This window comes from Cupriavidus sp. OV096 (assembly GCF_900115455.1).
Taxonomy (GTDB): Bacteria; Pseudomonadota; Gammaproteobacteria; order Burkholderiales; family Burkholderiaceae; genus Cupriavidus.
The window spans coordinates 1-24,697 of the sequence record NZ_FOWM01000022.1 but is presented as its reverse complement, the minus strand read 5'-3'; the positions used below and the strand labels follow the sequence as shown (position 1 = coordinate 24,697).

Sequence of the window (24,697 nt, the reverse complement as noted above, 5' to 3'; positions counted from 1 at the left end):
AGCATCTCTATGAAAATCTCTGTCGTACTGATTACGAAAAACGAGGCACACAATATCCGGGAGTGCCTCGAAAGCGTCTCCTGGTGCGACCGCGCGATTATAGTGGATTCGGGCAGCACGGACGGCACCGTGGAGGCCGCCCGCGCCATGGGTGCAGAGGTCTACGAGACCGCCACGTGGCCCGGTTTCGGCCCCCAGAAAAACCTTGCCCTCTCCAAGGCCCAGAGTGAGTGGGTCCTGTCCATCGACGCCGACGAGCGTGTCACGCCCGCGCTGCGCGACGAGATCCTGGCCGCCATCAGCTCCGGCCAGGCCGATGCCTACGACATGCCCCGGCTCTCGCGGTTCTGCGGCCGGTTTATCCGCCACGGCGGCTGGTATCCGGACCGCCTCACCCGCCTGTTCCGGCTGGGCAAGGCCCGCTTCACCGATGACCTCGTCCACGAGAACGTGGTCACCGATGCCCCGGTGGCGCACCTGCGCTCACCGCTGCTGCACTACACCTACGACGACTTCTCGCAGGTGCTGCGCAAGATCGATCAATATTCAACGCTCGGCGCCAAACAGGCCTTCGCACGCGGCAAGACCGCCTCGCCGGCCAGCGCCCTGCTGCATGGCAGCTGGGCCTTCCTGCGGACCTACCTGTTCCGGTGCGGCTTCCTCGACGGCCCGCAGGGGCTCGGCGTGGCGCTGATGAACGGGCAGGCCAGTTACTACAAGTACGTCAAGCTGTGGCTGCTGCACCGGCAGGCAACGGAGACACCCCCGCCATCAACCGATTTGCCACCACGCTGAACTCCCGCGCGGTGGGCCCGAAGCCCATCTGCTCGATATGGACCGCCGCGTGTGCCAGCAGCGCGGCACGCAGCGAGGCATCTCGCAGGCCGCGCCCGATTGCATCCGCCAGCGCCGGCGCATCGCCGACGGGCACCAGCAGTCCCGCCCGGCCCTCGTCGAGAATCTCGCGCGGCCCGGTCGGGCAGTCGGTACTGACCACGACCTGACCCACCGCCAGCGCCTCCAGCAGGACGTTCGGCAGCCCTTCCATCTTCGAACTGAACGCCATCAGGCGCGCGCGCCGGATCCAGGCGTACGGATTCGACTGGAAACCCTGGAACGTGACGCGGTCGGCAATGCCGAGCGACCCGGCCAGCGCCTCAAGCTGCGGGCGGGAGGCGCCATCGCCGACGATGACCAGCCGGTCCTCGATGCCATCCGCCACCAGCCGCGCGTAGGCGTGCAGCAGCGTGGTGAAGTCCTTCTGGCTTTCCTCAAGCCGCCCCACCGACACCACGAACGGCCCGGCCGGCGCATCGACCGGCGCCTGGGCCTTCTCGCGGATACTGTCCAGATCGATCGGGTTGTAGAGCCGCACGAAGCGGTCCGCAGCCTCGGGAATCAGCGCCTGCGCATCGCGCAGCATGCTGTCGTTGAGCACGACCACGGCGTCGTAGTGCTCGCGGCACTGGCGCCGCAGCTTGCGGAGCTTGCGGCCATGCCCGCGTGCAAGGTGGGCCACGCTGAAATGCTGGTAGCCCATCATCGGCACGGGCAGCTTGCCCGTCAGCCGTGACACGGACATGTCGTAGTCCACCACCAGGTCATAGCCCTGCAGAATCTTGCGGAAGCGCCGATTCATCAGCGGCTTGCGCACCGGTGGCAGTAGCAGTTCCTCGTAGATCTTGCCGAGCGGCCCGAGCTTGCGCTTCTTCTTGAGCTGCCGGCAGTGCGACAGCCAGGCCTCGGGCGCCAGAACGTGGACCTTCACGTCCTTCGGCAATCTCTCAAGAAAATGCGAGGCCAGCTCGTCCGACGGATAGGTGATCGTCAGCCCGATCTCGAACTGGCCGCGGTCCAGCGAGTTCAGCAGCGAGACCAGCGCGGTCTCGATACCCCCATGCAGCAGATGGGTGACGTGGAACAGGATGCGCCGCTTGCCGCCCTGCGTCATCGATCGCACCGCCGCCTCAGCCATAGATCATCCGGACGCTGTCGCCCAGCGCATTGCGGAAGGTGGTCAGGGCGTCGTCCGACGGGGTGACCTGCCATTGGTCGCCCAACGTGGCCTCGCACTGCGCGGTCTTGTTGACGTAGCGGATACGCACCGGCACGCCCGGCGTACGCGCCGTGTTGGCGAGGTACGGCGTCAGCAGTTCGCGCAGCCGCTCGGTGGAGGCGTTGCCGTTGAAGCCCAGGCAGACCGCGTCGGCATACTTGGCGCGCGCGGCCACGAGGTCCATCACCGACTCGGCCGTGAACCGCACGCCGCCGGTGAAGGTATCGTGACGGGCATTGCCCTGCGCGATCAGCAGTTCATCCTCGCGGAACATGTGCCGGTTCGCGTCGAACAGTTCGTTGAACACGGTCATCTCGATCTGGCCCGTGCCGTCGTCGAGCAGCACGATCAGCATCTTGCCGCGCTGGGTCATCTGCGTGCGGATGCCGGTGATGACACCCGCCACGATCTTGCCCCGCACGTCGCGGCCATAGCCGCCGCCGTTGCCCTGTACTTCCTTTTCGAGCCCGGCCAGCGTGCCCTTGACGAAGCGGCGTACCTCGTCGCGCCACGCATCGAACAGATGGCCGGAGAAATAGTAGCCGAGCGCCTGCTTTTCCTCCTGCAGCGTGCGCTTGGCCGTCCAGCGCGGCTCGTCGAGCAGCTCCGGGCGGTGGGCATCGCCGGCGTCGCCCATCAGGTCGAACAGCGACACCTGGTTGGCCGACTCCGCCTTCTGCTCGGCCGCCTCCATGGCGATGGACACCGAGGCCAGCAACTGGGCACGGTTGTCATTAAGGCTGTCGAACGCGCCGGCGCGGATCAGCGCCTCGATCGTGCGGCGATTGACCTGCCGGCGGTCCACGCGCTCGCAGAAATCGAACAGGTCCGCGAACGGCTTTTCCTCGCGGGCACGCAAGATGTCCTCGATGGCGCCCTGCCCCGAGCCCTTGATGCCGCCCAGCCCATAGCGGATGGTCTTGGCATCGGTCGGGGCGAAGCGGTATTCGCTGGCGTTGACATCGGGCGGCAGCACGGCGATGCCGTTCAGTCGGCAATCCTCGTAGAGGATCTTGACCTTGTCCGTATCGTCCATGGCCAGCGACATATTGGCCGCCATGAATTCGGCCGGATGGTGCGCCTTGAGCCACGCCGTGTAGTACGCCAGCAGCGCGTAGGCGGCCGCGTGCGACTTGTTGAAGCCGTAGCCCGCGAACTTCTCCATCAGGTCGAAGATGTCGTCGGCCTGCTGTGACGACAGCCCGTTCTTGTCAGCACCCTCGCGGAACAGCTCGCGGTGCTTGGCCATCTCCTCGGCCTTCTTCTTGCCCATGGCGCGGCGCAGCAAGTCGGCGCCACCGAGCGAGTAGCCGCCGATGATCTGCGCCATCTGCATCACCTGCTCCTGGTAGACCATGATGCCGTAGGTCTCCTTGAGCACCGGTTCCACGCGCGGATCGGGGTACTCGACCTTCTCGCGGCCGTGCTTACGGGCGCAGAAGCTCGGGATCAGGTCCATCGGACCCGGGCGATACAGGGCCACGAGGGCGATGATGTCCTCGAAGCGGTCAGGCTTGGCGTCCTTCAGCATGCCCTGCATGCCCCGGCTTTCCAGCTGGAACACCGCCACCGTGTTGGCGGTCTTCAGGATGTCGAACGCGGGGCCATCGGCCAGCGGGATCTGGCTGCAGTTCCAGTCGGCCTTGCTCGGATCCAGCCGGCGGATGTAGCGCTCGGCCCAGTCGAGGATGGTCAGCGTGGTCAGGCCCAAGAAGTCGAACTTGACCAGGCCGGCGGCTTCCACGTCGTCCTTGTCGTACTGGCTCACCACGCCGCTCATGCCGTCGTTCTGGCCACCCTGGGTGTAGAGTGGGCAGAAATCGGTGAGCCGGCCCGGCGCGATCAGCACGCCGCCGGCGTGCATGCCCACGTTCCGGGTCATGCCTTCCACACGCTGCGCCAGCTCCAGCAACTGGCGCACCTCTTCCTCGTTGTTCTCGCGCTCGGCCAGGACCGGCTCTTCCTTCTTGGCTTCCTCGATCGTGACGAGCTTGCCCGGCTTGAACGGAATCAGCTTGGCCACGCCGTCGACAAAGCCATAGCCGAGGTCCAGCACGCGGCCCACGTCGCGCACAGCCGCCTTGGCGGCCATGGTGCCGAACGTGGCGATCTGCGACACGGCGTCCTTGCCGTACTTCTCCTTCACGTACGTGATCACGCGGTCACGGCCGTGCTGGCAGAAGTCGATGTCGAAGTCGGGCATCGAGACCCGTTCGGGATTCAGGAAACGCTCGAACAGCAGCGCGTACTTGAGCGGGTCCAGGTCGGTAATGCCCAGCGCGTATGCCACCAGCGAGCCAGCGCCCGAGCCCCGGCCCGGCCCCACCGGCACGCCGTTGTTCTTGGCCCAGTTGATGAAGTCCGCCACGATCAGGAAGTAGCCCGGGAAGCCCATCTTGATGATGGTACCGGTCTCGAACTCCAGCCGCGCGTAGTACTCGGGCCGCTGCGCCTCGCGCGTGGCTTCGTCCGGGAACAGCACGGCCAGACGCTTCTCGAGGCCCTCGCGCGCCATGTGGATCAGGTAGTCGTCGAGCGACATGCCGTCCGGCGTGGGGAACAGCGGCAGGCGCGGCTTCCCCAGTTCCAGCGTCAGGTTGCAGCGCCGCGCGATCTCGACGGCATTCTGCAACGCGGAAGGAATGTCCGCGAACAACGCGCACATCTCGTCCTGCGTCTTGAAATACTGGTCGGTCGTGAACTTGCGCGTGCGGCGCGGATTGGCCAGCAGTTCGCCCTCGGCGATGCAGACGCGGGCCTCATGCGCGGTGAAGTCGTCCGGCGTCATGAACTGCACCGGGTGCGTGGCCACCACCGGCAGCTGCATTGCGGCGGCCAGTTGCACGGCCTGCTGGACGTAGGCATCGGTGCCGGGGTGCCCGGCCCGTTGCAGTTCGATATAGAACCGCTGCGGGAACACGCGCGCCCAGTGCTCGGCGGCCCGGCGGGCGCCGTCCTCGTTGCCATTGGCCAGCGCCTGGCCGATATCGCCGCCCATGGCGCCGGACAGCGCGATCATGCCGGTGGCCAGCGGCAGGCCTTCCTCGCCCGGTTCGTCGAACCAGCCCGGCTCGATCTCGGCGCGCCCCTTGTGCTGGTTGCCCAGCCACGCGCGCGACAGCAGCATGCACAGGTTCAGGTAGCCACGGCGGTCCTGCACCAGCAGCAGCATGCGCGCGGGCTTGTCGCGGTCATCGGCGTTGGTCAGCCAGACGTCTGCGCCCACTACCGGCTTCACGCCGTCTCCGCGCGCTTCCTTGTAGAAGCGGATCAGGCCGAAGGCGTTGGCGAGGTCGGTCAGGGCGAGCGCGCCCATGCCATCCTTGGCGGCGGCCTTGACGGCATCCTCCAGGCGGACGATGCCGTCCACGACGGAGTATTCGGAATGCAGGCGGAGGTGTACGAAGCGGGGTGCAGACATAGGGCGCCATTGTACCGGCTCCCCCCGCCTGAAAACTTGAGACTTTTCGGAAAATGAGGGGCTGGGACGACGCCTGGCCCGGTCCGGAGTGCCTGGAAACAGGGTGTCGGCCAGGCCCGCAAGCGGCTATAATTTCGCCTTTCCAATCAGGCAGTTATCGCGCGGCCCGCCGCGCGGTCCGGCAGCACCCATCCCATGCAGATCGTCAATATTTCCGCTTACAAATTCGTCACGCTGGACGACATCGAGACCCTGCGTCCGGAAATGCGCGCGCGCTGCGAGGCGGCCGACCTCAAGGGCACGATCCTGCTGGCGCCCGAGGGCATCAACATGTTCCTGGCCGGCCCGCGCGACGCCATCGACACCTTCATGGCCTGGCTCCGCGCCGACGCCCGCTTTGCGGACATCGCGCCCAAGGAGAGCCTGTCGGACAACCAGCCGTTCAAGCGGATGCTGGTGCGCGCCAAGAAGGAAATCATCACGATGAAGATGCCGCTGATCCGCCCCGAAGCGGGCCGGGCGCCGTCCGTGCGGCCCGTGGATCTCAAGCGCTGGCTCGACCAGGGCCACGACGACGCCGGCCGCCCCGTGGTGATGCTCGATACACGCAATGCGTTCGAGGTGGCCGTGGGCACCTTCGAGAACGCGGTGGAATACGACATTGCGAAATTCAGCGATTTCCCGCCCGCCATCGCCGCCCACAAGGCCGAGCTGGAGGGCAAGACGGTGGTGTCATTCTGCACAGGCGGCATCCGCTGCGAGAAGGCCGCCATCCACATGCAGGAAGTGGGGATGGCGCACATCTACCAGCTCGAAGGCGGCATCCTGAAGTACTTCGAGGAAGTGGGCGGTAGCCACTACAAGGGCGACTGCTTCGTGTTCGACTACCGAACCGCCCTGAACCCCAATCTCGAGCCGGCCGGCCCGGTGCAGTGCTTTGCCTGCCGCGCGGTGGTTACGCCTGAGGAACAGCAGCAGCCCAGCTATGCGGTGGGCAAGCAATGCCCGCATTGCGCGACGCAGGCCGGTCAGGCAGCCGCCTGACGCCTGCGTCCCGCCTGGTAATACGCCGAGTTCTTACGCGGCGAGCAGGTGATAGAGGTTGCGCAGCATGCCCGCGGTGGCGCCCCAGATGAAGCGGTGGCCGCCTTCCTCGCGCGGGTACGGCATCGAATAAAACTGACGTTCGCCGTCCGCCCAGCGCAGCAGCCGCCGCTCGTGGCGTGAGGGGTCCATCAGGAAGGCGAGCGGCACCTCGAAGATGTCCGCCACTTCGCCGGCATCGGCCTCGAGCGCGAAGCCGGTGCGCACCAGCCCCACAATGGGGCTGACGTGGTAGCCGGTGCCCGTGATGTAATCAGGGAGCGAGCCGAGCACCTCGATATAGTCCCGATCCAGCCCGATTTCTTCCTTCGTCTCACGCAGCGCCGTGGCGATGCGGTCCGCATCGTAGGTCTCCTGCCGGCCGCCCGGAAAGCTGATCTGGCCCGCGTGGGCGTTGAGGTTGGCGTTGCGTTCGGTCAGCAGCACGGTCAGGCCGTCGGCGCGGTCCACCAACGGCACCAGCACGGCGGCTTCGCGCAGGCCGCGGCTCCGGTCGTAGACGCGCGACTCATCGGTCAGCTCGGGTTCCCAGGCTGGCGGCGATAGCAGGCGGTGGCGGATAAAGTCCGGGCGCATCCGGGGCGCCGAGAGCGGCGCGCGTTGGGCGTCGGTGCCGATGACCGGCAAGGTTTCTGGGTCGAATTTGGGGCGCATGACACCATTGAGTATGACAGAAGCGCGCCATGTCGCGCTCCAGCACACATATAAGCAAAAAGGACACCCGAAGGTGTCCTTTCCGAATCCGATACGGCACCGGTTGCCCGGCGCCGGACGGCATCGCCTTACTCGGCGGCAGCAGCCTTCGCAGCCTTCGAGACCAGCTTTTCCTTGATACGTGCCGACTTGCCCGAACGCTCGCGCAGGTAGTACAGCTTTGCACGGCGCACGTCGCCACGACGCTTCACTTCGATGCCGGCGATCAGCGGCGAGTACAGCTGGAACGTACGTTCCACGCCTTCACCCGACGAGATCTTGCGCACGATGAAGGACGAGTTCAGGCCACGGTTACGCTTGGCGATCACGACGCCTTCGTAGGCCTGCACGCGCTTGCGGGTGCCTTCCACGACGTTCACGTTGACGATCACGGTGTCACCCGGGGCGAACGCGGGAATGGTCTTGTTCGCGGTCAGGCGCGCAATCTCTTCCTGCTCGATTTGCTCGATGATGTTCATCGTTTTTTCTCCATTACCATCATGCCAGCGTTGTATGCCCCAGGACTTGTCCCGGGCCCCGGCAGAGGATGGGGTTTTCATTTGGCGGGAGCGAACTCCCGCCCTGCTTTCGCCGTCCACTCCGACAGAAATTTCTCATCGGCCTTGGACAACAACCCTTGACCACGCGCCGCCTCGATCAAATCGGGACGCTTGCGCGCGGTGTTGGCCAGCGCCTGCTGGCGCCGCCATTTCTCGATCTCGGCATGATGGCCCCCGAGCAAGATATCGGGCACCCGCACACCTTCATATTCTTCCGGCCGCGTGTAGTGCGGACAATCGAGCAGGCCGTTGACGAAACTGTCCTGCACGGCCGACTGCGCATCGCCCAGCACGCCGGGCAGATGCCGCACTACCGCGTCGATCAGCGCCATGGCCGGCAGTTCACCGCCGGACAGCACGAAATCGCCGAGGCTGATTTCCTCGTCCACGCGACGCTCGATCAATCGCTGATCGATCGCCTCGTAGCGACCGCACAACAGCACCAGGCCAGGCCGCTGCGACAGCGACATCACCTTCTCATGCGTGAGCGGGGCGCCCTGCGGCGACATCAGCACCACATGCGGGACTGCCACACCGGCTTCCGCCTGCGCCGCGGCCGCCGCGTCGATCGCGTCGTCCAGCGGCTTGGCCAGCATCACCATGCCAGGACCACCGCCGTAAGGCCGGTCGTCGATGGTGCGGTAATTGTCGACCGTAAAGTCGCGCGGATTCCAGGTGCGCAGCGCGTAACGCTGCTGCTTGGCCGCCCGGCTGGTAATGCCCCAGTCGGTCAGCGCCCGAAACATCTCGGGAAACAGCGTGATTACATCGAACTGCATCCGCGGCCCCTTGGTCTGCTTCGGTACTTCAGTAGTCGAGCCCCCAGTCCACCACGATGCGCCGGGTGGTGGTATCCACCGTGCGCAGGAACGCGTCCACGAACGGCACCAGCCGCTCGCCGGGCTTGCCATCCGGCAGCGTGTAAGCCACCTGGAGGATCTGGTGGGCACCATTGTCGATCAGGCCGGATACCTCGCCCAGGGTTTCACCCTGTTCGTTGAGCACGGCGCAACCGATCAGGTCGACCCAGTAAAACTCATTCTCTTCCGGCGGCGGAAAATCCGCGCGCCGGATCCAGACGCGACGCCCTTTCAGGGCTTCGGCAACATTGCGTTCCGCTACGCCGGTGGCCTGGGCCACCACGGTGCCGCTATGCTCGCGCGACTGGGCAATCTTGACGCAGAGCGCCTCGTCCGGCTGTGCCGGCGCCACCACCACGCCGGCCTGCGGCGCACGAAGCAGCCACCAGCGGCGGGCGTGGAGCAATGCGGAGGCGTCGTCCGCGTGCGGCTGGACCTTGATCCAGCCACGGATGCCATAGGCGGCGCCCACATAGCCCACTTCGACGAGATCGTCGGGCAGGCTGTCGGTGAACAGCAGCGCTGCGGGCAGCTTGCGGGGCTTGGGCGGCTGGCCCGATACCTCGGCCTGCGCCGCGGTACCTTGCCGATTTAACGGCTTGCGGCCGGGGGCGTTGCCAGTCACTGAGACGATGCGTCCGATGCGTCAGGCACGCGCCACAACGGGCCGCGCGCCTTGGCGGCAATCAGGCAGCGGCCTTGGCGGCTTGCTTGACCAGACGGGCAACCGTCGGCGACAGCTGGGCGCCAACGCCTTGCCAGTACGTCAGGCGGTCTTGCACCAGGCGCAGGGTTTCTTCCTTGCCGGAGGCGAGCGGGTTGTAGAAACCAACGCGCTCGATGAAACGGCCATCGCGACGGTTGCGCGAGTCAGCGGCAACGATATTGAAGAAGGGGCGCTTCTTGCTGCCGCCGCGAGCCAGACGGATTACGACCATGGGGTTATTCCTCGAAAAAACGGGGGTGTGCGAACACGAAACGCAAGAGTATAGCCCAGTTCCCAATGCCAAACAAACACTTAGCGCGCAATTCGCGCCGGGCGCGGCCACCGGTGCGCCGTTGGCGCAACATGGCCTGCAGGCACCGTCGCGTAAACCGCGAATCCCGCGCAAACCCCGCCACCGGCGCGACGTTATAAAGCTGGCAAAAATGTCGAAACAATCGGTTACACGGGTAACGGGATTGGCATAGGCGGTCACACGGCGCCTGCGTACCATGAACCCATCTTCCTGACTCTTTCCCTGCTAAGGATCTTGGGATCTCGCATGCTTACCCGCCCCCACCTGCGTCTCCTGGTGGCTGGTACCTTGGCCCTCTCGGGCCTGATCGGCAGTATTGCCGCCAGCCACGCGCAAGTTGCCTTCTGGCACACCGCCCGGGCCGAACAGTCGGCGCGCGTCAACCGCGTTGCCGGCGGATGGGAAATGGCGAGCGTACGTGCCGAAAGCCGGGATCATGTGCGGGCACAGATCGAACGCATGGAGCAGCGGGCGCGCAATGACGACCGCCTGAGCGGGCGCCCGCCCGGTGCGCCGGGCCGCGACGAGGATCGTCCGGTACGGCAGACGTCCGACCGCAGCGTGAATGATAACCCGGGGCGCAGCAACGACATGCGTCCATCCGGCATGGGCCCGGGCTGGCAGGCGCGCAGCCGCGATGGCGGGCGCTGAGTCCCGCGCCTCTCCCCTTCTCCCCTTTCTCGAACGGCCGGAACTCCGGCCGTTTTGCTTGGTCTTTCAAGATGTGCGGGCCTCGTGCCCGCACAGGCTGCCGCCCGGTGCAGTCGGCGATTCCAGACGGGGTTCAACCCCGGCGCCCTCGCAGCGTGCCGTTGTTGCGCAGACGGCAATCGAACTGACCTGCCTCTGCCCGGCACCCACTGGTCCGGCTCCGGCCACTCCGGTCTTGTCCCGATATCCTCACCGGGCGCAGCCTCCACGTACAATGTGACGATTGTCAGCCTCCGTGCCTGCCACATCGCCTCCACAATGCCTACCACCGCAAGCCAAGCCCCTGCCCTCAGCGCCGATGCGCGCCGCCCGGCCCGGGGCAAGTCCAAGCTGATCACCGTCGCCCTGGCCTTCCTGTTCGGCAGCCTGGGAGCACATCGCTTCTATCTGAAGGGCTTCGGCGACAAGTTCGGCTGGGCACACCTGCTGGCCACGCTGGCGGGGGCGATCGGAATTGCGTCGCTGGTGACGGGCGCCGGGTCCACCGCGTTGAACTGGACGTTCGCGGTGGCGGGCGGCACCTCGGTGATTGCGGCATTCCTGACCGCCATCGTGTTCGGGCTACGCCCCGACGACCGCTGGGATGCGCGCTATAACGCACACGACACGCCCACGCGCTCCGGCTGGCCCGTGGTGATCCTGGTCATCCTGTCGCTCCTGATCGGCACCGGCCTGCTCATGGCCGGGCTCGCCATCAGCTTCCAGACGTTCTTCGAGTCGCAGGTGGAGGCGGCCAAGGCGCTTTCCCAATAGTCAGCGCGCACTTTCGCTGCAACCTGACAATGGGATGACATTGGTCAAACGCGCTTCTGCAAATCACCCATACTGGTAAGTCCGAGTACGCACGGAATGGAGCATGGCCCGCCATGGCGGGACGATGCAAAGGAGTGCCCGATGGAACATCCCACGTATGAAGAAGGACGCCTGGCTGCTATCGCAGTCAGGCTGGCCCTGTCGTCGGGCCTGCCGACGACCAGTGCGAAGGCCGCGCTGGAGCTGGCCTGCCGCATGATCGAGGATCAGCAGGCGGCGCCTCAGAACAGCGAACCCTGCCGGTCGTCGGTACCGCGCGGACGCCCGTTGGGCCGGGTCGGCCTGGGCGGGGGCCTGAAGCGCGACGTATCGAGTTCGAACCGGTTGTAACGGAACCCTAGCCGCTCGGCGGTCTTGTAGAACCGCTGACGCATCAGATCGGCCCAAATCCCCGTGCCGCGCATGCGCGAGGCGAAGTCGGCATCGTAATCCTTGCCGCCCCGCATCTCGCGCACGCGGTTCATGACCCGCTCGGCACGATCCGGGAAATGCGCTTCGAGCCACTCCTGGAACAGCGGACTCACCTCCCACGGCAGACGCAGCACGATGTAGTTGGCGTAGACCGCCCCGGCCTCCCGGGCGGCTTCCAGCACGCGCTCGAGGTCCGGTTCGGTGACGAACGGGATAATCGGCGCCACGCTCACCCCTACCGGAATCCCCGCATCGGTCAGTTCACGAATCGTGCGCAGCCGCCGCGCCGGCGTGGCTGCGCGCGGTTCCAGCGTGCGGGCGATGCCGGCGTCGAGTGTCGTGATCGTCACAGCCCCCACCGCGAGCCGCTTGGCGGCCATGGGCGCCAGCAGGTCGATATCCCGTTCGATCAGTGACGACTTCGTGATCAGCGCCACCGGGTGGTCGGTCTCGTGCAGTACCTCCAGCAGGCTGCGCGTGATGCGCTGCTCGCGCTCGATGGGCTGGTAGGCGTCGGTGTTCACGCCCAGCGCGATGGTCTCGCACCGATACGACGGCTTGGACAATTCTTCGCGCAGGCGCTCGGCCGCATTGGTCTTGGCATAAAGCTTCGTCTCGAAATCGAGCCCCGGTGACAGGTCCAGATAGGCGTGCGTCGGCCGGGCGAAGCAGTAGATGCAGCCGTGCTCGCAGCCCCGGTAAGGATTGAGCGAGACATCGAACGGGATGTCGGGCGAGGCGTTGCGCGACAGGATCGAGCGGGCCTGCTCGAGCGTGACCCGGGTGACGAGCTTGGGCGGCAGCGCGTCATCGGCGGGGGCCGGGTCGTCATCGGCCGGCGCCCAGCCGTCGTCGAACGCCTCGCGCTGGTCGCGCTCGAAGCGTCCCTGGAGGTTGCTGACGGCGCCGCGCCCCTTGCGGGCCACGGGCGGACGGCGGGCGCCCTCGCCCTCTCCGTCGCCGCCGAAGTCGTGTTCGTCACCCATCTTGCATCGAACGGCCTTACTCGCGCTCTTCCACCGAGATGGCCAATGTCTCCTTGATTTCTTCCATCACCACGTAGCTTTTAGATTGGGCTGCGCCCGGCAACTGCAACAGAATGTCGCCGAGCAGACGGCGGTACTCGCTGATCTCGCGAATCCGCGCCTTGATCAGGTAGTCGAAGTCGCCCGAGACGAGGTGACATTCCAGCACCTCGGGAATCCGCAGCACCTCGCGCCGGAACTGCTCGAACATATTGCCCGATTTGTTGCCCAGCGAAATCTCCACGAATACCAGCAGCGCACTGCCGAGCAGCCCCGGATTCAGCCGGGCGTAGTAGCCCATGATGACACCGTCGCGCTCCAGCCGCTTCACGCGCTCGATGCAGGGCGTGATGGTCAGCCCCACCCGCTCTGCCAGGTCTTTCATCGACACCCGCCCGTCGTCCTGGAGCACCGTGAGAATCTTCCGATCCAGCCGATCGAGGCCGCGCACCGGCTGACGTGTCGTTCTCATGACTTTTTCCTGTTTTTCTAATTTAATCGGTAACTAACACTGCTTTGAAGTCAATAGTATAGATACGAATCCTTCTATTCCATTCTTTCGCAGGTCCGGAGTCATCGAGATGCGTGTTCTAGTGCTTGGCAGTGGCGTTATTGGCGTGACCAGCGCGTGGTACCTGGCCCGTGCCGGTCATGAAGTGACCGTCGTGGATCGCGAGTCCGCGCCCGCGCTCGGCACCAGCTTTGCCAACGCCGGCCAGATCTCGCCGGGCTACGCGTCGCCGTGGGCCGCGCCGGGCGTGCCGCTCAAGGCCATCAAGTGGATGTTCCAGGAGCACGCGCCGCTGAGCATCAAGCCTGACGGCACGCTGTTCCAGCTCCAGTGGATGTGGCAGATGCTGCGCAATTGCACGCCGGCACGCTATGCCGTGAACAAGGAACGCATGGTGCGACTGGCCGAGTACAGCCGCGATTGCATCCGCACGCTGCGGGCCGAGACCGGTATTGCCTACGAAGGCCGCCAGCAAGGCACGCTCCAGGTGTTTCGCACGGACGCGCAGCTCGAAGCCGCCGCGCGCGACATCGCCGTGCTCGAGGAAGCGGGCGTGCCCTATCAATTGCTTTCGCGCGAGGAACTCGGCGCGAGCGAACCGGCGCTGGCCGCCGCAGGCCACAAGCTGGCCGGCGGCCTGCGCCTGCCGAACGATGAAACCGGGGATTGCCAGCTGTTTACCCAACGGCTGGCAGCCATGGCCGAATCGCTCGGCGTGCAGTTCCTCTACAACCGCTCGATCGACGGCCTGATGACCCAGGGCGATGCCGTGACCGGTGCCGTGGTTGGCGGCCAGCCGATGTATGCCGAGGCCGTGGTGGTGGCGCTCGGGAGCTGGTCCACGCCGTTCGTCCGCAATGTGCTGCCGGGGCTGTCGAACCTGCCGGTGTACCCGCTCAAGGGCTTCTCGATCACGGTGCCGATGACCGATGCCGCGCGCAGCCCGGTATCCACGGTGCTCGACGAGACCTACAAGGTGGCGATCACGCGCTTCGACGACCGCATCCGCGTGGGCGGCATGGCGCAGATCGTCGGCTACGACCGTTCGCTCGATCCGGCCAAGCGCCGCACGCTCGAACACGTGGTGACGGACCTGTTCCCCGGCGCCGGCGATGTCAGCCGCGCCACGTTCTGGACTGGCCTGCGTCCGATGACGCCGGACGGCACGCCCGTGGTCGGCCCCGCCGGGATTCGCGGCCTGTGGCTCAACACCGGCCACGGCACGCTCGGCTGGACCATGGCCTGCGGCTCGGGCAAGCTGCTGTCCGACCTGGTCTCGGGCACGCAGCCAGCGATTCGCGCCGACGACCTGTCGGTGGACCGCTACCGCCAGCCCGCGCGCACGCACGGCGTGCCGCGTCCGGTGCCGGCCTGATCGTTCCTGATCTCGGACTTCGACGAAAAAAAGGCGACCTTCGGGTCGCCTTTTTTCATCCCCAACGCAAGTTGCGCGTCAGAACTGGTCCACCGACATCGCCTTGACCGGCTCGGCGCCGGCCACGATGGCGTCGCGCAGCGACGACGCCTGCGACAGGATGTGCTCGCCGAAGAAATGCGCCGTGGCGATCTTGGCCTCGTAGAACGCCGGGTCTTCGCTACGCTTGGCATCCGCCACCAGCATCGCGCGGCCCAGTTGCCAGCCCGAGAACACGATGCCGCACAGCTTCAGGTACGGCACGCTGCCCGCGAACACCGCGTTCGGATCGCCCTTGGCGTTCTCCACGACGAAGCGCACCACGGCCTCGAGCGCCTCGCGACCCCGCTTCAACTGGCCCTGCACCGCCTGGAACGAGGCGCAGCTGTGCTGGCCGAGCGCGGCCTCGGTCTCGGCGATCTTCGCGCAGATCGCGCGCGCCACGGCACCGCCATCGCGCACGGTCTTGCGGCCGACGAGGTCATTGGCCTGGATGGCCGTGGTGCCCTCGTAGATCGGCAGGATCCGCGCGTCGCGGTAGTACTGGGCCGCGCCGGTTTCCTCGATGAAGCCCATGCCGCCGTGCACCTGCACGCCGAGGCTGGTCACGTCGATCGACAGCTCGGTGCTCCAGCCCTTGATCACGGGCACCATGAACTCGTAGAACGCCTGGTTTTCGCGGCGCGTCGCCTCGTCCGGATGCTGGTGGGCGGCATCGCTGGCCGCGGCGGCCACGTAGGCCACGGCACGTGCGCCTTCGATCAGTGCGCGCATAGTCATCAGCATGCGCTTGACGTCGGGGTGATGGATGATCGTCACGGCCTCGCGCGCCGAGCCATCGACCGGCCGGCTCTGCACGCGCTCCCGCGCATAGGCCACGGCGTGCTGGTAGGCGCGCTCGGACACCGCGATGCCCTGCATGCCCACCGCGAAGCGCGCCGCATTCATCATGATGAACATGTATTCGAGGCCGCGATTCTCCTCGCCCACCAGCGTGCCGACGGCGCCGCCGTGATCGCCGAACTGGAGCACCGCCGTCGGGCTGGCCTTGATGCCGAGCTTGTGCTCGATCGACACGCAGTGCACGTCGTTGCGCGCACCGGTCGTGCCGTCCGGGTTGACCAGGAACTTCGGCACGACGAACAGCGAGATGCCCTTGACGCCCTCGGGCGCGGTCGGCGTGCGGGCCAGCACCAGATGGACGATGTTCTTCGCCATGTCGTGCTCGCCGTACGTGATGAAAATCTTGGTGCCGAACAGCTTGAACGTGCCGTCGCCCTGCGGCTCGGCGCGCGTGCGCACGGCGGCCAGGTCCGAGCCGGCCTGCGGCTCGGTCAGGTTCATCGTGCCGGTCCATTCGCCCGCAATCAGCTTGGGCAGGATGACCGTCTTCTGTTCGTCGGTGCCAGCAGTCAGCAGGGCTTCGATGGCGCCATCGGTCAGCAGCGGGCACAGCGCGAACGACAGGTTGGCGCTGTTCAGCATCTCGATGCACGGCGTGCCGACGAGCTTGGGCAAGCCCTGGCCGCCAAAATCGCTCGGATGCAGCACGCCCTGCCAGCCGCCCTCGCCGAACTGGCGGAACGCGTCGCGGAACCCGGGCGTGGTGGTGACCACGCCGTCCTTCCAGCTGCTGGGGTCGAGATCGCCCGCACGGTTCAGCGGGGCCACCACTTCCTCGTTGAACCGGGCCGCTTCCTCAAGCACGGCCTGCGCCGTGTCCGGGGTGGCTTCCTCATAGCCCGGCATCTGGCTGACGGCGTTCAGGTCCGCCAGTTCGTTCATGACGAACAGCATGTCCTTGAGCGGTGCGCGATAGGTCATCGAAGTCTCCTGGATCTTGTAAAAAAGCCGCTCGCGGGACGCTCCCGGAACGGCTTCATTCTTCTTGTTGGGGCGCCGGCGCCCGTACCAGACAGTACGCGGGCCGGCGCGGGGCCAGACCTCAGCCCAGTGCTGCCACCAGCTCAGGCACCACGGTGTTCAGGTCGCCCACCAGGCCGTAGTCCGCCACCGAGAAGATCGGGGCTTCGGCGTCCTTGTTGATCGCGACGATCACCTTGGAGTCCTTCATGCCGGCCAAATGCTGGATCGCGCCCGAAATACCGACCGCGATGTACAGCTGCGGCGCGACGATCTTGCCGGTCTGGCCGACCTGATAGTCGTTCGGCACGAAGCCGGCATCCACGGCCGCGCGCGAGGCGCCCAGCGCGGCGCCCAGCTTGTCGGCCAGCGGCGTCAGCACCTTGGTGTAGTTCTCGCCCGAACCCACGCCACGGCCACCGGAAACGATGATCTTGGCAGCGGTCAGTTCCGGACGGTCGCTCTTGGCCACTTCGCGCGAGACGAATTGCGAGATGCCCAGGTCGGCCACGGCCGGCAGGGTCTCGACAGCAGCCGAGCCACCTTCGGCGGCAGCCGCGTCGAACGCCGTGCCGCGCACCGTGATGACCTTGATCTTGTCGGCCGACTTCACGGTGGCAATGGCGTTACCAGCGTAGATCGGGCGCTCGAAGGTATCCGGTGCGTCGACCTTGGAGATTTCCGAGATCTGGGCCACGTCCAGGCGGGCGGCCACGCGCGGCAGGATGTTCTTGCCGTAGGGCGTTGCCGGCGCCAGGATATGGCTGTAGTCGTTGGCGATGGCCAGGGCCTGCTCGGCCACGTTCTCGGCCAGGCCGTCGCCGAAATAGGCGGCATCGGCCAGCAGGACCTTGGTCACACCGGCGATCTTGGCAGCGGCATCGGCGGCAGCCTTGGCATTGGCGCCGGCTACCAGCACGTGGACGTCGCCACCGCACTGGGCGGCAGCCGTCACGGTGTTCAGCGTGGCGGCCTTGATCGATTGATTGTCGTGTTCAGCAATGACGAGTGCAGTCATGTTTTCTCTCCCCGCGCTCAGATAACCTTGGCTTCAGACTTCAGCTTTTGCACCAGCGTGGCCACATCGGGCACCATCACGCCTGCGCTGCGCTTGGCCGGCTCCACGACCTTCACGGTCGACAGACGCGGGGCCACATCCACACCGAGGTCTTCGGGCTTCACGGTTTCCAGCGGCTTCTTCTTGGCCTTCATGATGTTCGGCAGCGTCACGTAGCGCGGCTCGTTCAGGCGCAGGTCCGTGGTCACCACGGCCGGCAGCTTGACCGACAGCGTTTCCAGACCGCCATCCACTTCACGGGTCACCGATGCCTTGCCATCCGCCACCACCACCTTCGAGGCGAACGTGGCTTGCGGCAGGCCGGCCAGCGCGGCCACCATCTGGCCGGTCTGGTTCGAGTCATCGTCGATGGCCTGCTTGCCCAGGATCACCAGTTGCGGCTGTTCCTTGTCGATCAGTGCCTTGATCAGCTTGGCCACGGCCAGCGGCTGCAGGTCTTCGTTCGATTCCACCAGGATGCCGCGATCGGCGCCGATGGCCATCGCGGTGCGCAGGGTCTCCTGGCATTGCGTGACGCCGCACGACACGGCGATCACTTCGGTGACGACGCCAGCTTCTTTCAGGCGCACGGCCTCTTCCACGGCGATTTCGTCGAACGGGTTCATGCTCATTTTGACGTTGGCCAGGTCGACGCCCGAGCCATCCGACTTCACGCGGACCTTGACGTTGTAGTCCACCACCCGCTTGACTGCGACGAGTACTTTCATGCGCTCACTCCACTGATAGCTGATAGTCCAAAGATTTGAATCGCTCGCCATTATAACCACCGGGGTGGCGCAGCTTTAGTTTTTCGAACGATCGTACTATTTTATAGACAAAGAATTGCCGGGGCTAGCCCGGCAACTGAAGAAATCTGCGCCCATTGTGCCGCAGGATGCCCCGCGTGCACAGGGTTTGGACGATTTCCTCGAAAATCGTCCCGGACCGGCGCCCGATTGATGATTACCAGGCGGTGATCACCGACTCCTTGTAGGTGTTGGCGATGTACTGCTTCACCTCGGCCGAGTGGTAGGCCTTCACCAGCTTGGCCACCCACGGCTTGTCCTTGTCCGCCGCGCGGATGGCGATCAGGTTCGCGTACGGACCCTTCGGGCCTTCTGTGGCGATTGCATCACGCGTGGGGGACAGGCCGGCGGACTCGGCATAGTTGCCGTTGATCGCGGCGGCGTCCAGGTCGTCGAGCGAGCGCGGCAGCTGGGCAGCGTCGAGTTCGACGATCTTGATCTTCTTCGGATTTTCCACGATGTCCAGCGGCGTGGCCTTCAGACCGGCGTCCGGACGCAGCTTGATCAGGCCCTTGGCCTGCAGCAGCAACAGGCCGCGACCGCCGTTGGTCGGATCGTTCGGCACGCCCACGCGGGCGCCCTGCTTGATCTGGTCCAGCGACTTCACCTTCTTCGAGTACACACCCATCGGGAACGTGACCGTGAAGCCCACGTGCGTGAACTTGTAGCCGCGATCCTTGATCTGGGCTTCCAGGTACGGCAGATGCTGGTAGCTGTTGGCGTCGAGGTCGCCTGCGGCCAGCGCGGCGTTCGGCTGGATGTAGTCGCTGAACTCCACCACCTGGATGTTCAGGCCGTCCTTGGCCGCCACCTTCTTCACCTGCTCCATGATCTGCGCGTGCGGGCCGCCCGTCACGCCAACCTTGATCGGCTTTTCCTGCGCCAGCGCGCCCGTGGAAACGGCCAGGCCCAGCGCCACCGCTGCGGCAGTCTTCAGCAAATTACGACGTTGCATTTTTGATTTACCCCTAGTTTCCCTGCGAATTGAAACCCATCAGCGATGGCTGATGCGGCGCACGAGCCAGTCGCCAAAGCTCTGCACGGCCTGTACGAAGACGATCAGGATCACCACCACGGCGACCATGACCTCGGTGATATAGCGCTGGTAGCCGTAGCGGATGCCCAGGTCGCCCAGCCCGCCGCCGCCGATGGCGCCGGCCATGGCCGAATAGCCGACCAGGCTCACGAAGGTGATGGTCAGGCCGGCCACGATGCCGGGCATCGCCTCGGGCAGCAGCACCTTCCAGACGATCTGGCGCGTGGTGGCACCCATCGATTGCGCGGCTTCCACCAGGCCCTTGTCCACCTCGCGCAGCGCCGCCTCGACCAGCCGGGCGATGAACGGCACCGCCGCGATCGTCAGCGGCACCACAGCCGCCGTCGTGCCGATCGACGAACCGACGATAAAGCGCGTGAACGGGATCACCACCACCAGCAGGATGATGAACGGTATCGACCGCACCGCGTTCACGACCACGCCGATGGAGCGGTTGAACAGCGGATGCGACAGCACGCCGCCCCGGTTGGTCAGGTGCAGCAGCACGCCCAGCGGCACGCCGAACAGCGCGCCCACCACGCCCGAGATCGACACCATCAACAGTGTCTCGCCGAACGACGCCAGGAACAGGTCAAACATTTCAGACCACATGTTCGATCTCCTCCACCACGACGCCCTGCGTCTGCAAATACTCCATCGCCGCGCGCACCGCGGCCGGCTCGCCCGTGGCCATGATCGCCAGCGAGCCGAACGCCTGCCCCTGGATCTCGTCGATATGGCCGTGCAGGATGTTGAAGTCCAGTCCGTGCTGGCGGATCGCCTGGGCCAGCACCGGCTGGTCGACGTTCTCGCCCGTGAAGGCCAGCCGGTAGACGTGGTCGCGGCCGTTGCCGAGCCGGCTTTCCACGCGCTTGAGCACGCTGGCCGGCAGTTCCTGGGCAATCACGTCGCCGATCATCGCGCGCGTGACCTCGTGCTGCGGGCGCAGGAAGACGTCGATCACACGGCCGCTTTCCACAACTTGGCCGGCCTCGAGCACGGCCACGCGGTCGCAGACCTGCTTGATGACCTCCATCTGGTGCGTGATCATGACGATGGTCAGGCCCAGCTCGCGATTGATCTGTTTGAGCAGGTCGAGGATTGAGCGCGTGGTCTCGGGATCCAGCGCGGAGGTGGCTTCGTCGGACAGCAGCACCTTCGGCTTGCTCGCCAGCGCGCGCGCAATGCCCACGCGCTGCTTCTGGCCGCCGCTGATCTGCGCGGGATGGCGGTCGCGCAGCGCCGACAGACCCACGAGGTCCAGCAGCGGCAGCACCGTCGCGGCAATCTCGGCCTTGGTCTTGCCGGCCAGCTCCAGCGGCAGCGCCACGTTGTCATAGACCGTGCGCGACGACAGCAGGTTGAAATGCTGGAAGATCATGCCGATTTCGCGGCGCGCCGCGCGCAGGCGGCTGGCATCCATCGCAGTCAAATCGTGGCCGTCGACGATCACCCGGCCGGCGCTGGGCCGGTTCAGCAGATTGATGGCACGCACCAGCGTGCTCTTGCCGGCCCCGCTTCGGCCGATGATGCCGAAGACTTCACCGGGCGCGATGGAGAGGCTGACATCGCGCAGCGCATGCACTTCCCCCGACCCGCCGGGGAATCGCTGCGAGAGTCCTTGCAGTTCGATCATGGAAAGAGAAAAGAAAACGGCAACAGCGTGGGGTCTCCAGCGTTGTTGCCGCGCATTATTTTTCTGAAGCTCGCATTTTATGCGATCCGCTTCATACCTCAAACGAGATTTTTTCGATCGCCTTATGCGCTGGGAGCATATAGAAGCACCGTCAATCGCATTTTTGCGAATTACGGGTCACTTGCATCGATGATCTTTGAGCGTATTCACCCTTCCATCATCACCTTCAGGTGCGCGAGCACGCTCCGCCCCAGCGCGCTGAGGTTGTAGCCCCCCTCCAGGCAGCTCACGATGCGGCCCTTGGCGTGCACGCGCGCCACTTCCATCAGCCGTTCGGTCATCCAGGCGTAGTCCTGCTCGACCAGGCCCATCTGGCCGAGGTCGTCCTCACGGTGGGCATCGAAACCGGCCGAGATGAACAGCATCTGGGGCCGGAACTCGTTCAGGCGTGGCAGCCAGATCGTCTCCACCACCTCGCGCACGGCCATGCCGTTGGTATAGGCGGGCAGCGGGATATTCGACATGTTCGGCGCAATGTGCTCCGTGCCGCTATACGGATAGAACGGGTGCTGGAAGAAGCTGCACATCAGCACCTGGGGGTCGTTGCGGAATGCCGCCTCGGTGCCGTTGCCGTGGTGGACATCGAAATCGATCACGGCCACGCGCTCCAGACCATGCGCGACCAGCGCGTGACGGGCGGCAATCGCCACGTTGTTATAGAAGCAGAAGCCCATGGCGCGGTCCGGCTCGGCGTGGTGGCCCGGCGGGCGCACGCAGCAAAACGCGTTTTCCAGTTCGCCGGCCATCACGGCGTCGGTGGCGGCCACGGCGGCGCCGGCCGCGTGCGTGGCGGCGGTCAGCGTGTGGCGGTTCATCGTGGTATCGGGATCGATCGCGTGGTAGCCGCTCGCGGGGCTCACGGACGCCAGCTGGGAGACGTAGTCGGGCCGGTGCACGCGCTCGATCTGCTCCTCGGTGGCGGCCGGCGCGTCGCGGCGGTCCAGCAGCCCGTCCAGCCCGTGCGAGATCAGGTGATCCTCGATCGCCTGCAGCCGTTCCGGGCATTCCGGATGGAAATGTCCCATCTCGTGCAGCTGGAATGCGGGATGTGTGTAATAGCCCGTTGGCATTGTCGTTTCCGGGTCAAGTTTGTCTCCAATCGATACGTTAGCACATGACGTGCCACATCATCCGTGGGCCGGCGGGGTCGCTGGCGCCGGGAGGCATCCGCTATACTCGGTGCGACTTGCAAAGGACAACATGACCGACAAACAGCGCTCCATGCGCCGCCCGCTGCTGGGCGCCGCACTCACCGCTGCCGCATTGGGCCTGTGCGGCGTTTCTCCTCGACTGATGGCTGCCGGCAAGCGTCGCGTGGCCGTCCGGGAAGAAGAAATCGAACCGGGCCGCTATCGAAATCATCCGCAAACCCGTGCGTTCATCGACGACATGGTGGCCCGCCACGGCTTCCCGCGCGCGGAGCTGGACACGTATTTCAGTCAGGCCGTGTATTCGGCCACGGTGTCGCGGCTGATCATGCCACCGAGCACGCCGGGCCGGAAGAGCTGGCGGACGTACCGCTCGCGCTTTATCGAGCCGATCCGCATCAACGCCGGCGTGCGCTTCTGGCAGGAAAACCGCGACACGCTGCGCCGCGCCGAGGCCGAATTCGGCGTGCCGGCGTCAGTCATCGTCGGCATCATCGGCGTGGAAACCATCTACGGGCGCGATATGGGCACGTTCCGCGTGCTGGATTCGCTCTCCACGCTGGCCTTCGACTATCCGGACACCCCGAACCGCGACGCACGCACCCGGCTGTTCCGCGAGCAGTTGGCGGACTACCTGCTCTGGTGCCGCGAGACCCGCACCGATGTCTATTCGGTACTCGGCTCGTACGCGGGCGCGGTGGGCATTCCGCAGTTCATGCCGACCAGCCTGCGCGAGTACGCGATCGACTATGACAAGGACGGGCACGTCGACCTGCGCAACAGCGCCGTCGATGCCATTGGTAGCGTGGGCCGCTTCCTGCAGCTGCACGGCTGGGAACAGGGCCGGCCCGTGATCTGGCGCATTGCCGGCGACGAAGGCAGCCGGGGCATTGCCGTGGCTGCGGCAGACGGCGAGCCGTGGCCCACGCGCACGCTGAACCAGCTCACCCGCGCCGGGTTGCGCGTGGACGAGCCGATCGACCTCCAGCGCGAAGGCGAGACCGGCGTGCTGGTGGTGGACTTGCCCACGCCGGACCAGCCCACCGAGTACCTGATCGGCCTGCGCAATTTCTACGTGCTCACGCGCTACAACCGCAGCTTTTTCTACGCGCTGGCGGTGTACCAACTCGGCGAGGCAGTCAAAGCGGCGATGGGCTGATCGCCACCCCCCATTCGCCGACCCCAAATCCCCGTCCAGGCTCTGTCTTGCCGGGGATTTTCTTTTGGCCTATAGTTACCCATATGGCTAACTATCAAGCGACAGTCAGCGAGGTATTTCACGCGCTCGCCGACCCCACCCGCTGTGCGATTGTCAGCGCACTGGGCGGCGGCGCGCAGTCGGTGTCCACGCTGGCGGCGCCATTCGACATGGCGCTGCCGTCGTTCATGAAGCACCTGACCGTGCTCGAGCGTAGCGGCCTGATCCGCACGCACAAGCTCGGGCGCACCCGCACGTGTGAGTTGTTGCCGGAGCGGCTCTCGCAGGCTGAGCAGTGGATCGCCGAGCAGCGCGCCGTCTGGGAGGCCAGGTCCGATCGCATGGCCCAATTCGTCGAACGTCTACATCAGGAGGAGCAAGCCCATGTCAAACAGCCCAGCCGACAACGCTGAATCCCGCGACCTCGTCATCTCCCGCGTGCTGCGCGCGCCGCGCTCGGCACTGTGGCGCGCCTGGTCGGATCCGGCATTGCTCAAGGAATGGTGGTGCCCCAAGCCCTGGACGACCGAGGTGCTGGCCTTCGACCTCCAGCCCGGCGGCGCCTTCCATACCATCATGCGCGGCCCCGACGGTGGCGTGAGCGACAACCCTGGCAGCTTTCTCGAAGTGGTGCCGCAATCGCGCCTTGTCATGAGGTCGATGCTGACCGGCGGCTGGCGTCCGGCCAAGCCGTGGCTCGGCTTCACGGCAATCATCACCATGGCCGACGAAGGCACGGGCAGCCGCTACACCGCCACGGTGATGCACCCCGATGACGAAACGCGGGACCAGCACGAGAAGCTGGGCTTCTTCGACGGCTGGAACACCTGCATCACCCAGCTCGACGACTTCGCGCTGAACTTGCGCTAGATAGAAAAAGGCCCCGGCAAACTGAACTGACCCCCAGAAGTTGGACGGTTGATGGCTAGGCCGGAAAGGGCTGAGTCCTGTATTGCACGGGACTCAGCCCTTTTAGTTTGAGCTTGATGCGGTCATGATTGTAGTAGTGAATGTATTGGCGCAGTCCATCCTGCAGTTGCTCGATGCTGGTGAACTTGTTCAGGTAGAAGAATTCGGACTTTAGGATGCCGAAGAAGCTCTCCATGGCAGCGTTGTCGAGGCAGTTACCTTTGCGCGACATACTGGGACGGACACTGTGCTGCTTGAGCATCGATCGATAGGACGCCATTTGGTATTGCCAGCCCTGATCCGAATGCAGGATCGGTCGGTCCTTGGGGCCGAGTCGAGCAAACGCCTTCTTGAGCATTTTGCTTACCATCTCGAACAACGGACGC

General features: G+C 65.5%; 25 protein-coding genes. 8 read left to right on the top strand and 17 right to left on the bottom strand.

Features of this window, described 5'->3' with window-relative positions:
• Positions 1–9 precede the first annotated feature (9 nt).
• On the top strand, positions 10–795 hold the full coding sequence (locus tag BM115_RS26820; protein ID WP_092301959.1) for a glycosyltransferase family 2 protein: 786 nt from the start codon (positions 10–12) through the stop codon (positions 793–795).
• Here BM115_RS26820 and BM115_RS26815 read toward each other — a convergent pair.
• Complete coding sequence (locus tag BM115_RS26815; RefSeq protein ID WP_255371012.1) at positions 725–1,975, bottom strand: glycosyltransferase; 1,251 nt, start codon at positions 1,973–1,975, stop codon at positions 725–727. The two genes, BM115_RS26820 and BM115_RS26815, sit on opposite strands and share 71 nt — an antisense overlap.
• Entirely contained in the window at positions 1,968–5,477 is a 3,510-nt protein-coding gene (gene dnaE, locus BM115_RS26810; protein WP_092301956.1) for a DNA polymerase III subunit alpha, read from the bottom strand. The genes BM115_RS26815 and dnaE overlap by 8 nt, the downstream gene beginning before the upstream one ends.
• A gap of 195 nt (positions 5,478–5,672) precedes the next feature.
• On the opposite strand from dnaE, the gene BM115_RS26805 reads away from it, so the two are divergent.
• On the top strand, positions 5,673–6,521 hold the full coding sequence (locus BM115_RS26805) for a sulfurtransferase (protein ID WP_092301953.1): 849 nt from the start codon (positions 5,673–5,675) through the stop codon (positions 6,519–6,521).
• Positions 6,522–6,554: 33 nt separating this feature from the next.
• Here BM115_RS26805 and BM115_RS26800 read toward each other — a convergent pair whose 3' ends face one another.
• The 5 genes from BM115_RS26800 to rpsP all read right to left on the bottom strand — a co-directional run bounded on the left by BM115_RS26800 (position 6,555) and on the right by rpsP (position 9,632).
• Positions 6,555–7,235 (bottom strand): CoA pyrophosphatase, encoded by a 681-nt coding sequence (locus BM115_RS26800; protein ID WP_092301950.1) that lies wholly within the window; start codon positions 7,233–7,235, stop codon positions 6,555–6,557.
• A gap of 128 nt (positions 7,236–7,363) precedes the next feature.
• Entirely contained in the window at positions 7,364–7,753 is a 390-nt protein-coding gene (gene rplS / locus BM115_RS26795) for a 50S ribosomal protein L19 (RefSeq protein ID WP_092301947.1), read from the bottom strand.
• A gap of 77 nt (positions 7,754–7,830) precedes the next feature.
• Positions 7,831–8,613, bottom strand: coding sequence for a tRNA (guanosine(37)-N1)-methyltransferase TrmD (gene trmD, locus BM115_RS26790; RefSeq protein WP_092301944.1), 783 nt, complete (start codon positions 8,611–8,613; stop codon positions 7,831–7,833).
• Positions 8,614–8,641: 28 nt separating this feature from the next.
• Complete coding sequence (gene rimM, locus BM115_RS26785; RefSeq protein ID WP_092301941.1) at positions 8,642–9,319, bottom strand: ribosome maturation factor RimM; 678 nt, start codon at positions 9,317–9,319, stop codon at positions 8,642–8,644.
• A 61-nt stretch (positions 9,320–9,380) separates the two neighbouring features.
• Entirely contained in the window at positions 9,381–9,632 is a 252-nt protein-coding gene (gene rpsP / locus BM115_RS26780; RefSeq protein WP_092301938.1) for a 30S ribosomal protein S16, read from the bottom strand.
• A 327-nt stretch (positions 9,633–9,959) separates the two neighbouring features.
• Here rpsP and BM115_RS26775 point away from each other — a divergent pair, with 327 nt between their 5' ends.
• Both BM115_RS26775 and BM115_RS26770 read left to right on the top strand, forming a co-directional pair.
• Positions 9,960–10,364: a hypothetical protein gene (locus BM115_RS26775; protein ID WP_092301936.1), complete on the top strand. Its 405-nt coding sequence runs from the start codon at positions 9,960–9,962 to the stop codon at positions 10,362–10,364.
• Between the two features lie 318 nt (positions 10,365–10,682).
• On the top strand, positions 10,683–11,177 hold the full coding sequence (locus tag BM115_RS26770) for a TM2 domain-containing protein (protein WP_092301933.1): 495 nt from the start codon (positions 10,683–10,685) through the stop codon (positions 11,175–11,177).
• Positions 11,178–11,458: 281 nt separating this feature from the next.
• On the opposite strand, the gene BM115_RS26765 is transcribed toward BM115_RS26770, so the two are convergent.
• On the bottom strand, positions 11,459–12,634 hold the full coding sequence (locus BM115_RS26765) for a PA0069 family radical SAM protein (RefSeq protein WP_092301930.1): 1,176 nt from the start codon (positions 12,632–12,634) through the stop codon (positions 11,459–11,461).
• A 16-nt stretch (positions 12,635–12,650) separates the two neighbouring features.
• The gene (locus tag BM115_RS26760; RefSeq protein WP_092301927.1) at positions 12,651–13,145 is read right to left on the bottom strand and encodes an Lrp/AsnC ligand binding domain-containing protein; all 495 of its coding nucleotides are present in this window, start codon (positions 13,143–13,145) and stop codon (positions 12,651–12,653) included.
• Positions 13,146–13,254: 109 nt separating this feature from the next.
• On the opposite strand from BM115_RS26760, the gene BM115_RS26755 reads away from it, so the two are divergent.
• Positions 13,255–14,559, top strand: a complete 1,305-nt coding sequence (locus BM115_RS26755; RefSeq protein WP_092301924.1) for a D-amino acid dehydrogenase — start codon at positions 13,255–13,257, stop codon at positions 14,557–14,559.
• A 78-nt stretch (positions 14,560–14,637) separates the two neighbouring features.
• On the opposite strand, the gene BM115_RS26750 is transcribed toward BM115_RS26755, so the two are convergent.
• From BM115_RS26750 to BM115_RS26720, 7 genes are all read right to left on the bottom strand, one after another.
• The gene (locus BM115_RS26750) at positions 14,638–16,422 is read right to left on the bottom strand and encodes an acyl-CoA dehydrogenase (protein ID WP_092301921.1); all 1,785 of its coding nucleotides are present in this window, start codon (positions 16,420–16,422) and stop codon (positions 14,638–14,640) included.
• A gap of 121 nt (positions 16,423–16,543) precedes the next feature.
• Complete coding sequence (locus tag BM115_RS26745) at positions 16,544–17,479, bottom strand: electron transfer flavoprotein subunit alpha/FixB family protein (RefSeq protein WP_092301918.1); 936 nt, start codon at positions 17,477–17,479, stop codon at positions 16,544–16,546.
• A gap of 17 nt (positions 17,480–17,496) precedes the next feature.
• Positions 17,497–18,246, bottom strand: a complete 750-nt coding sequence (locus tag BM115_RS26740) for an electron transfer flavoprotein subunit beta/FixA family protein (protein ID WP_092301915.1) — start codon at positions 18,244–18,246, stop codon at positions 17,497–17,499.
• Between the two features lie 235 nt (positions 18,247–18,481).
• The gene (locus BM115_RS26735) at positions 18,482–19,279 is read right to left on the bottom strand and encodes a MetQ/NlpA family ABC transporter substrate-binding protein (RefSeq protein WP_092301912.1); all 798 of its coding nucleotides are present in this window, start codon (positions 19,277–19,279) and stop codon (positions 18,482–18,484) included.
• 39 nt (positions 19,280–19,318) lie between these two features.
• Positions 19,319–19,972 (bottom strand): methionine ABC transporter permease, encoded by a 654-nt coding sequence (locus BM115_RS26730; RefSeq protein WP_092301909.1) that lies wholly within the window; start codon positions 19,970–19,972, stop codon positions 19,319–19,321.
• Positions 19,962–20,996 carry a methionine ABC transporter ATP-binding protein gene (locus tag BM115_RS26725; protein ID WP_092301906.1) on the bottom strand — a complete coding sequence of 345 codons (1,035 nt, stop codon included), beginning with the start codon at positions 20,994–20,996 and terminating at the stop codon, positions 19,962–19,964. Before BM115_RS26725 ends, BM115_RS26730 begins: the two co-directional genes overlap by 11 nt.
• 206 nt (positions 20,997–21,202) lie before the next feature.
• Positions 21,203–22,126, bottom strand: a complete 924-nt coding sequence (locus BM115_RS26720) for a histone deacetylase family protein (protein WP_092301903.1) — start codon at positions 22,124–22,126, stop codon at positions 21,203–21,205.
• Between the two features lie 130 nt (positions 22,127–22,256).
• On the opposite strand from BM115_RS26720, the gene mltB reads away from it, so the two are divergent.
• From mltB to BM115_RS26705, 3 genes are all read left to right on the top strand, one after another.
• Complete coding sequence (mltB, locus tag BM115_RS26715; protein ID WP_092301901.1) at positions 22,257–23,363, top strand: lytic murein transglycosylase B; 1,107 nt, start codon at positions 22,257–22,259, stop codon at positions 23,361–23,363.
• A gap of 83 nt (positions 23,364–23,446) precedes the next feature.
• Complete coding sequence (locus BM115_RS26710) at positions 23,447–23,815, top strand: ArsR/SmtB family transcription factor (protein WP_092301898.1); 369 nt, start codon at positions 23,447–23,449, stop codon at positions 23,813–23,815.
• A complete protein-coding gene (locus BM115_RS26705) occupies positions 23,787–24,272 on the top strand; it encodes an SRPBCC family protein (RefSeq protein WP_092301895.1) in 486 nt (161 codons plus the stop codon). Before BM115_RS26710 ends, BM115_RS26705 begins: the two co-directional genes overlap by 29 nt.
• Before the next feature lie 55 nt (positions 24,273–24,327).
• Here BM115_RS26705 and BM115_RS26700 read toward each other — a convergent pair.
• A partial coding sequence (locus tag BM115_RS26700) for an IS3 family transposase (RefSeq protein ID WP_143093950.1) occupies positions 24,328–24,697 on the bottom strand: 370 nt, incomplete at its 5' end.

What these genes read in the sequence shown, in the direction of transcription:
- BM115_RS26735 (WP_092301912.1), bottom strand. Translation starts at nt 19,279, where the DNA reads ATGCAACGTCGTAATTTGCTGAAGACTGCCGCAGCGGTGGCGCTGGGC.
- BM115_RS26770 (WP_092301933.1), top strand. Translation starts at nt 10,683, where the DNA reads ATGCCTACCACCGCAAGCCAAGCCCCTGCCCTCAGCGCCGATGCGCGC.
- BM115_RS26745 (WP_092301918.1), bottom strand. Translation starts at nt 17,479, where the DNA reads ATGACTGCACTCGTCATTGCTGAACACGACAATCAATCGATCAAGGCC.
- BM115_RS26815 (WP_255371012.1), bottom strand. Translation starts at nt 1,975, where the DNA reads ATGGCTGAGGCGGCGGTGCGATCGATGACGCAGGGCGGCAAGCGGCGC.
- BM115_RS26760 (WP_092301927.1), bottom strand. Translation starts at nt 13,145, where the DNA reads ATGAGAACGACACGTCAGCCGGTGCGCGGCCTCGATCGGCTGGATCGG.
- BM115_RS26775 (WP_092301936.1), top strand. Translation starts at nt 9,960, where the DNA reads ATGCTTACCCGCCCCCACCTGCGTCTCCTGGTGGCTGGTACCTTGGCC.
- BM115_RS26720 (WP_092301903.1), bottom strand. Translation starts at nt 22,126, where the DNA reads ATGCCAACGGGCTATTACACACATCCCGCATTCCAGCTGCACGAGATG.
- rplS (WP_092301947.1), bottom strand. Translation starts at nt 7,753, where the DNA reads ATGAACATCATCGAGCAAATCGAGCAGGAAGAGATTGCGCGCCTGACC.
- BM115_RS26750 (WP_092301921.1), bottom strand. Translation starts at nt 16,422, where the DNA reads ATGACCTATCGCGCACCGCTCAAGGACATGCTGTTCGTCATGAACGAA.
- BM115_RS26820 (WP_092301959.1), top strand. Translation starts at nt 10, where the DNA reads ATGAAAATCTCTGTCGTACTGATTACGAAAAACGAGGCACACAATATC.
- BM115_RS26710 (WP_092301898.1), top strand. Translation starts at nt 23,447, where the DNA reads ATGGCTAACTATCAAGCGACAGTCAGCGAGGTATTTCACGCGCTCGCC.
- mltB (WP_092301901.1), top strand. Translation starts at nt 22,257, where the DNA reads ATGACCGACAAACAGCGCTCCATGCGCCGCCCGCTGCTGGGCGCCGCA.
- BM115_RS26805 (WP_092301953.1), top strand. Translation starts at nt 5,673, where the DNA reads ATGCAGATCGTCAATATTTCCGCTTACAAATTCGTCACGCTGGACGAC.
- BM115_RS26725 (WP_092301906.1), bottom strand. Translation starts at nt 20,996, where the DNA reads ATGATCGAACTGCAAGGACTCTCGCAGCGATTCCCCGGCGGGTCGGGG.
- BM115_RS26730 (WP_092301909.1), bottom strand. Translation starts at nt 19,972, where the DNA reads ATGTGGTCTGAAATGTTTGACCTGTTCCTGGCGTCGTTCGGCGAGACA.
- BM115_RS26755 (WP_092301924.1), top strand. Translation starts at nt 13,255, where the DNA reads ATGCGTGTTCTAGTGCTTGGCAGTGGCGTTATTGGCGTGACCAGCGCG.
- BM115_RS26705 (WP_092301895.1), top strand. Translation starts at nt 23,787, where the DNA reads ATGTCAAACAGCCCAGCCGACAACGCTGAATCCCGCGACCTCGTCATC.
- BM115_RS26765 (WP_092301930.1), bottom strand. Translation starts at nt 12,634, where the DNA reads ATGGGTGACGAACACGACTTCGGCGGCGACGGAGAGGGCGAGGGCGCC.
- dnaE (WP_092301956.1), bottom strand. Translation starts at nt 5,477, where the DNA reads ATGTCTGCACCCCGCTTCGTACACCTCCGCCTGCATTCCGAATACTCC.
- rpsP (WP_092301938.1), bottom strand. Translation starts at nt 9,632, where the DNA reads ATGGTCGTAATCCGTCTGGCTCGCGGCGGCAGCAAGAAGCGCCCCTTC.
- BM115_RS26740 (WP_092301915.1), bottom strand. Translation starts at nt 18,246, where the DNA reads ATGAAAGTACTCGTCGCAGTCAAGCGGGTGGTGGACTACAACGTCAAG.
- trmD (WP_092301944.1), bottom strand. Translation starts at nt 8,613, where the DNA reads ATGCAGTTCGATGTAATCACGCTGTTTCCCGAGATGTTTCGGGCGCTG.
- BM115_RS26800 (WP_092301950.1), bottom strand. Translation starts at nt 7,235, where the DNA reads ATGCGCCCCAAATTCGACCCAGAAACCTTGCCGGTCATCGGCACCGAC.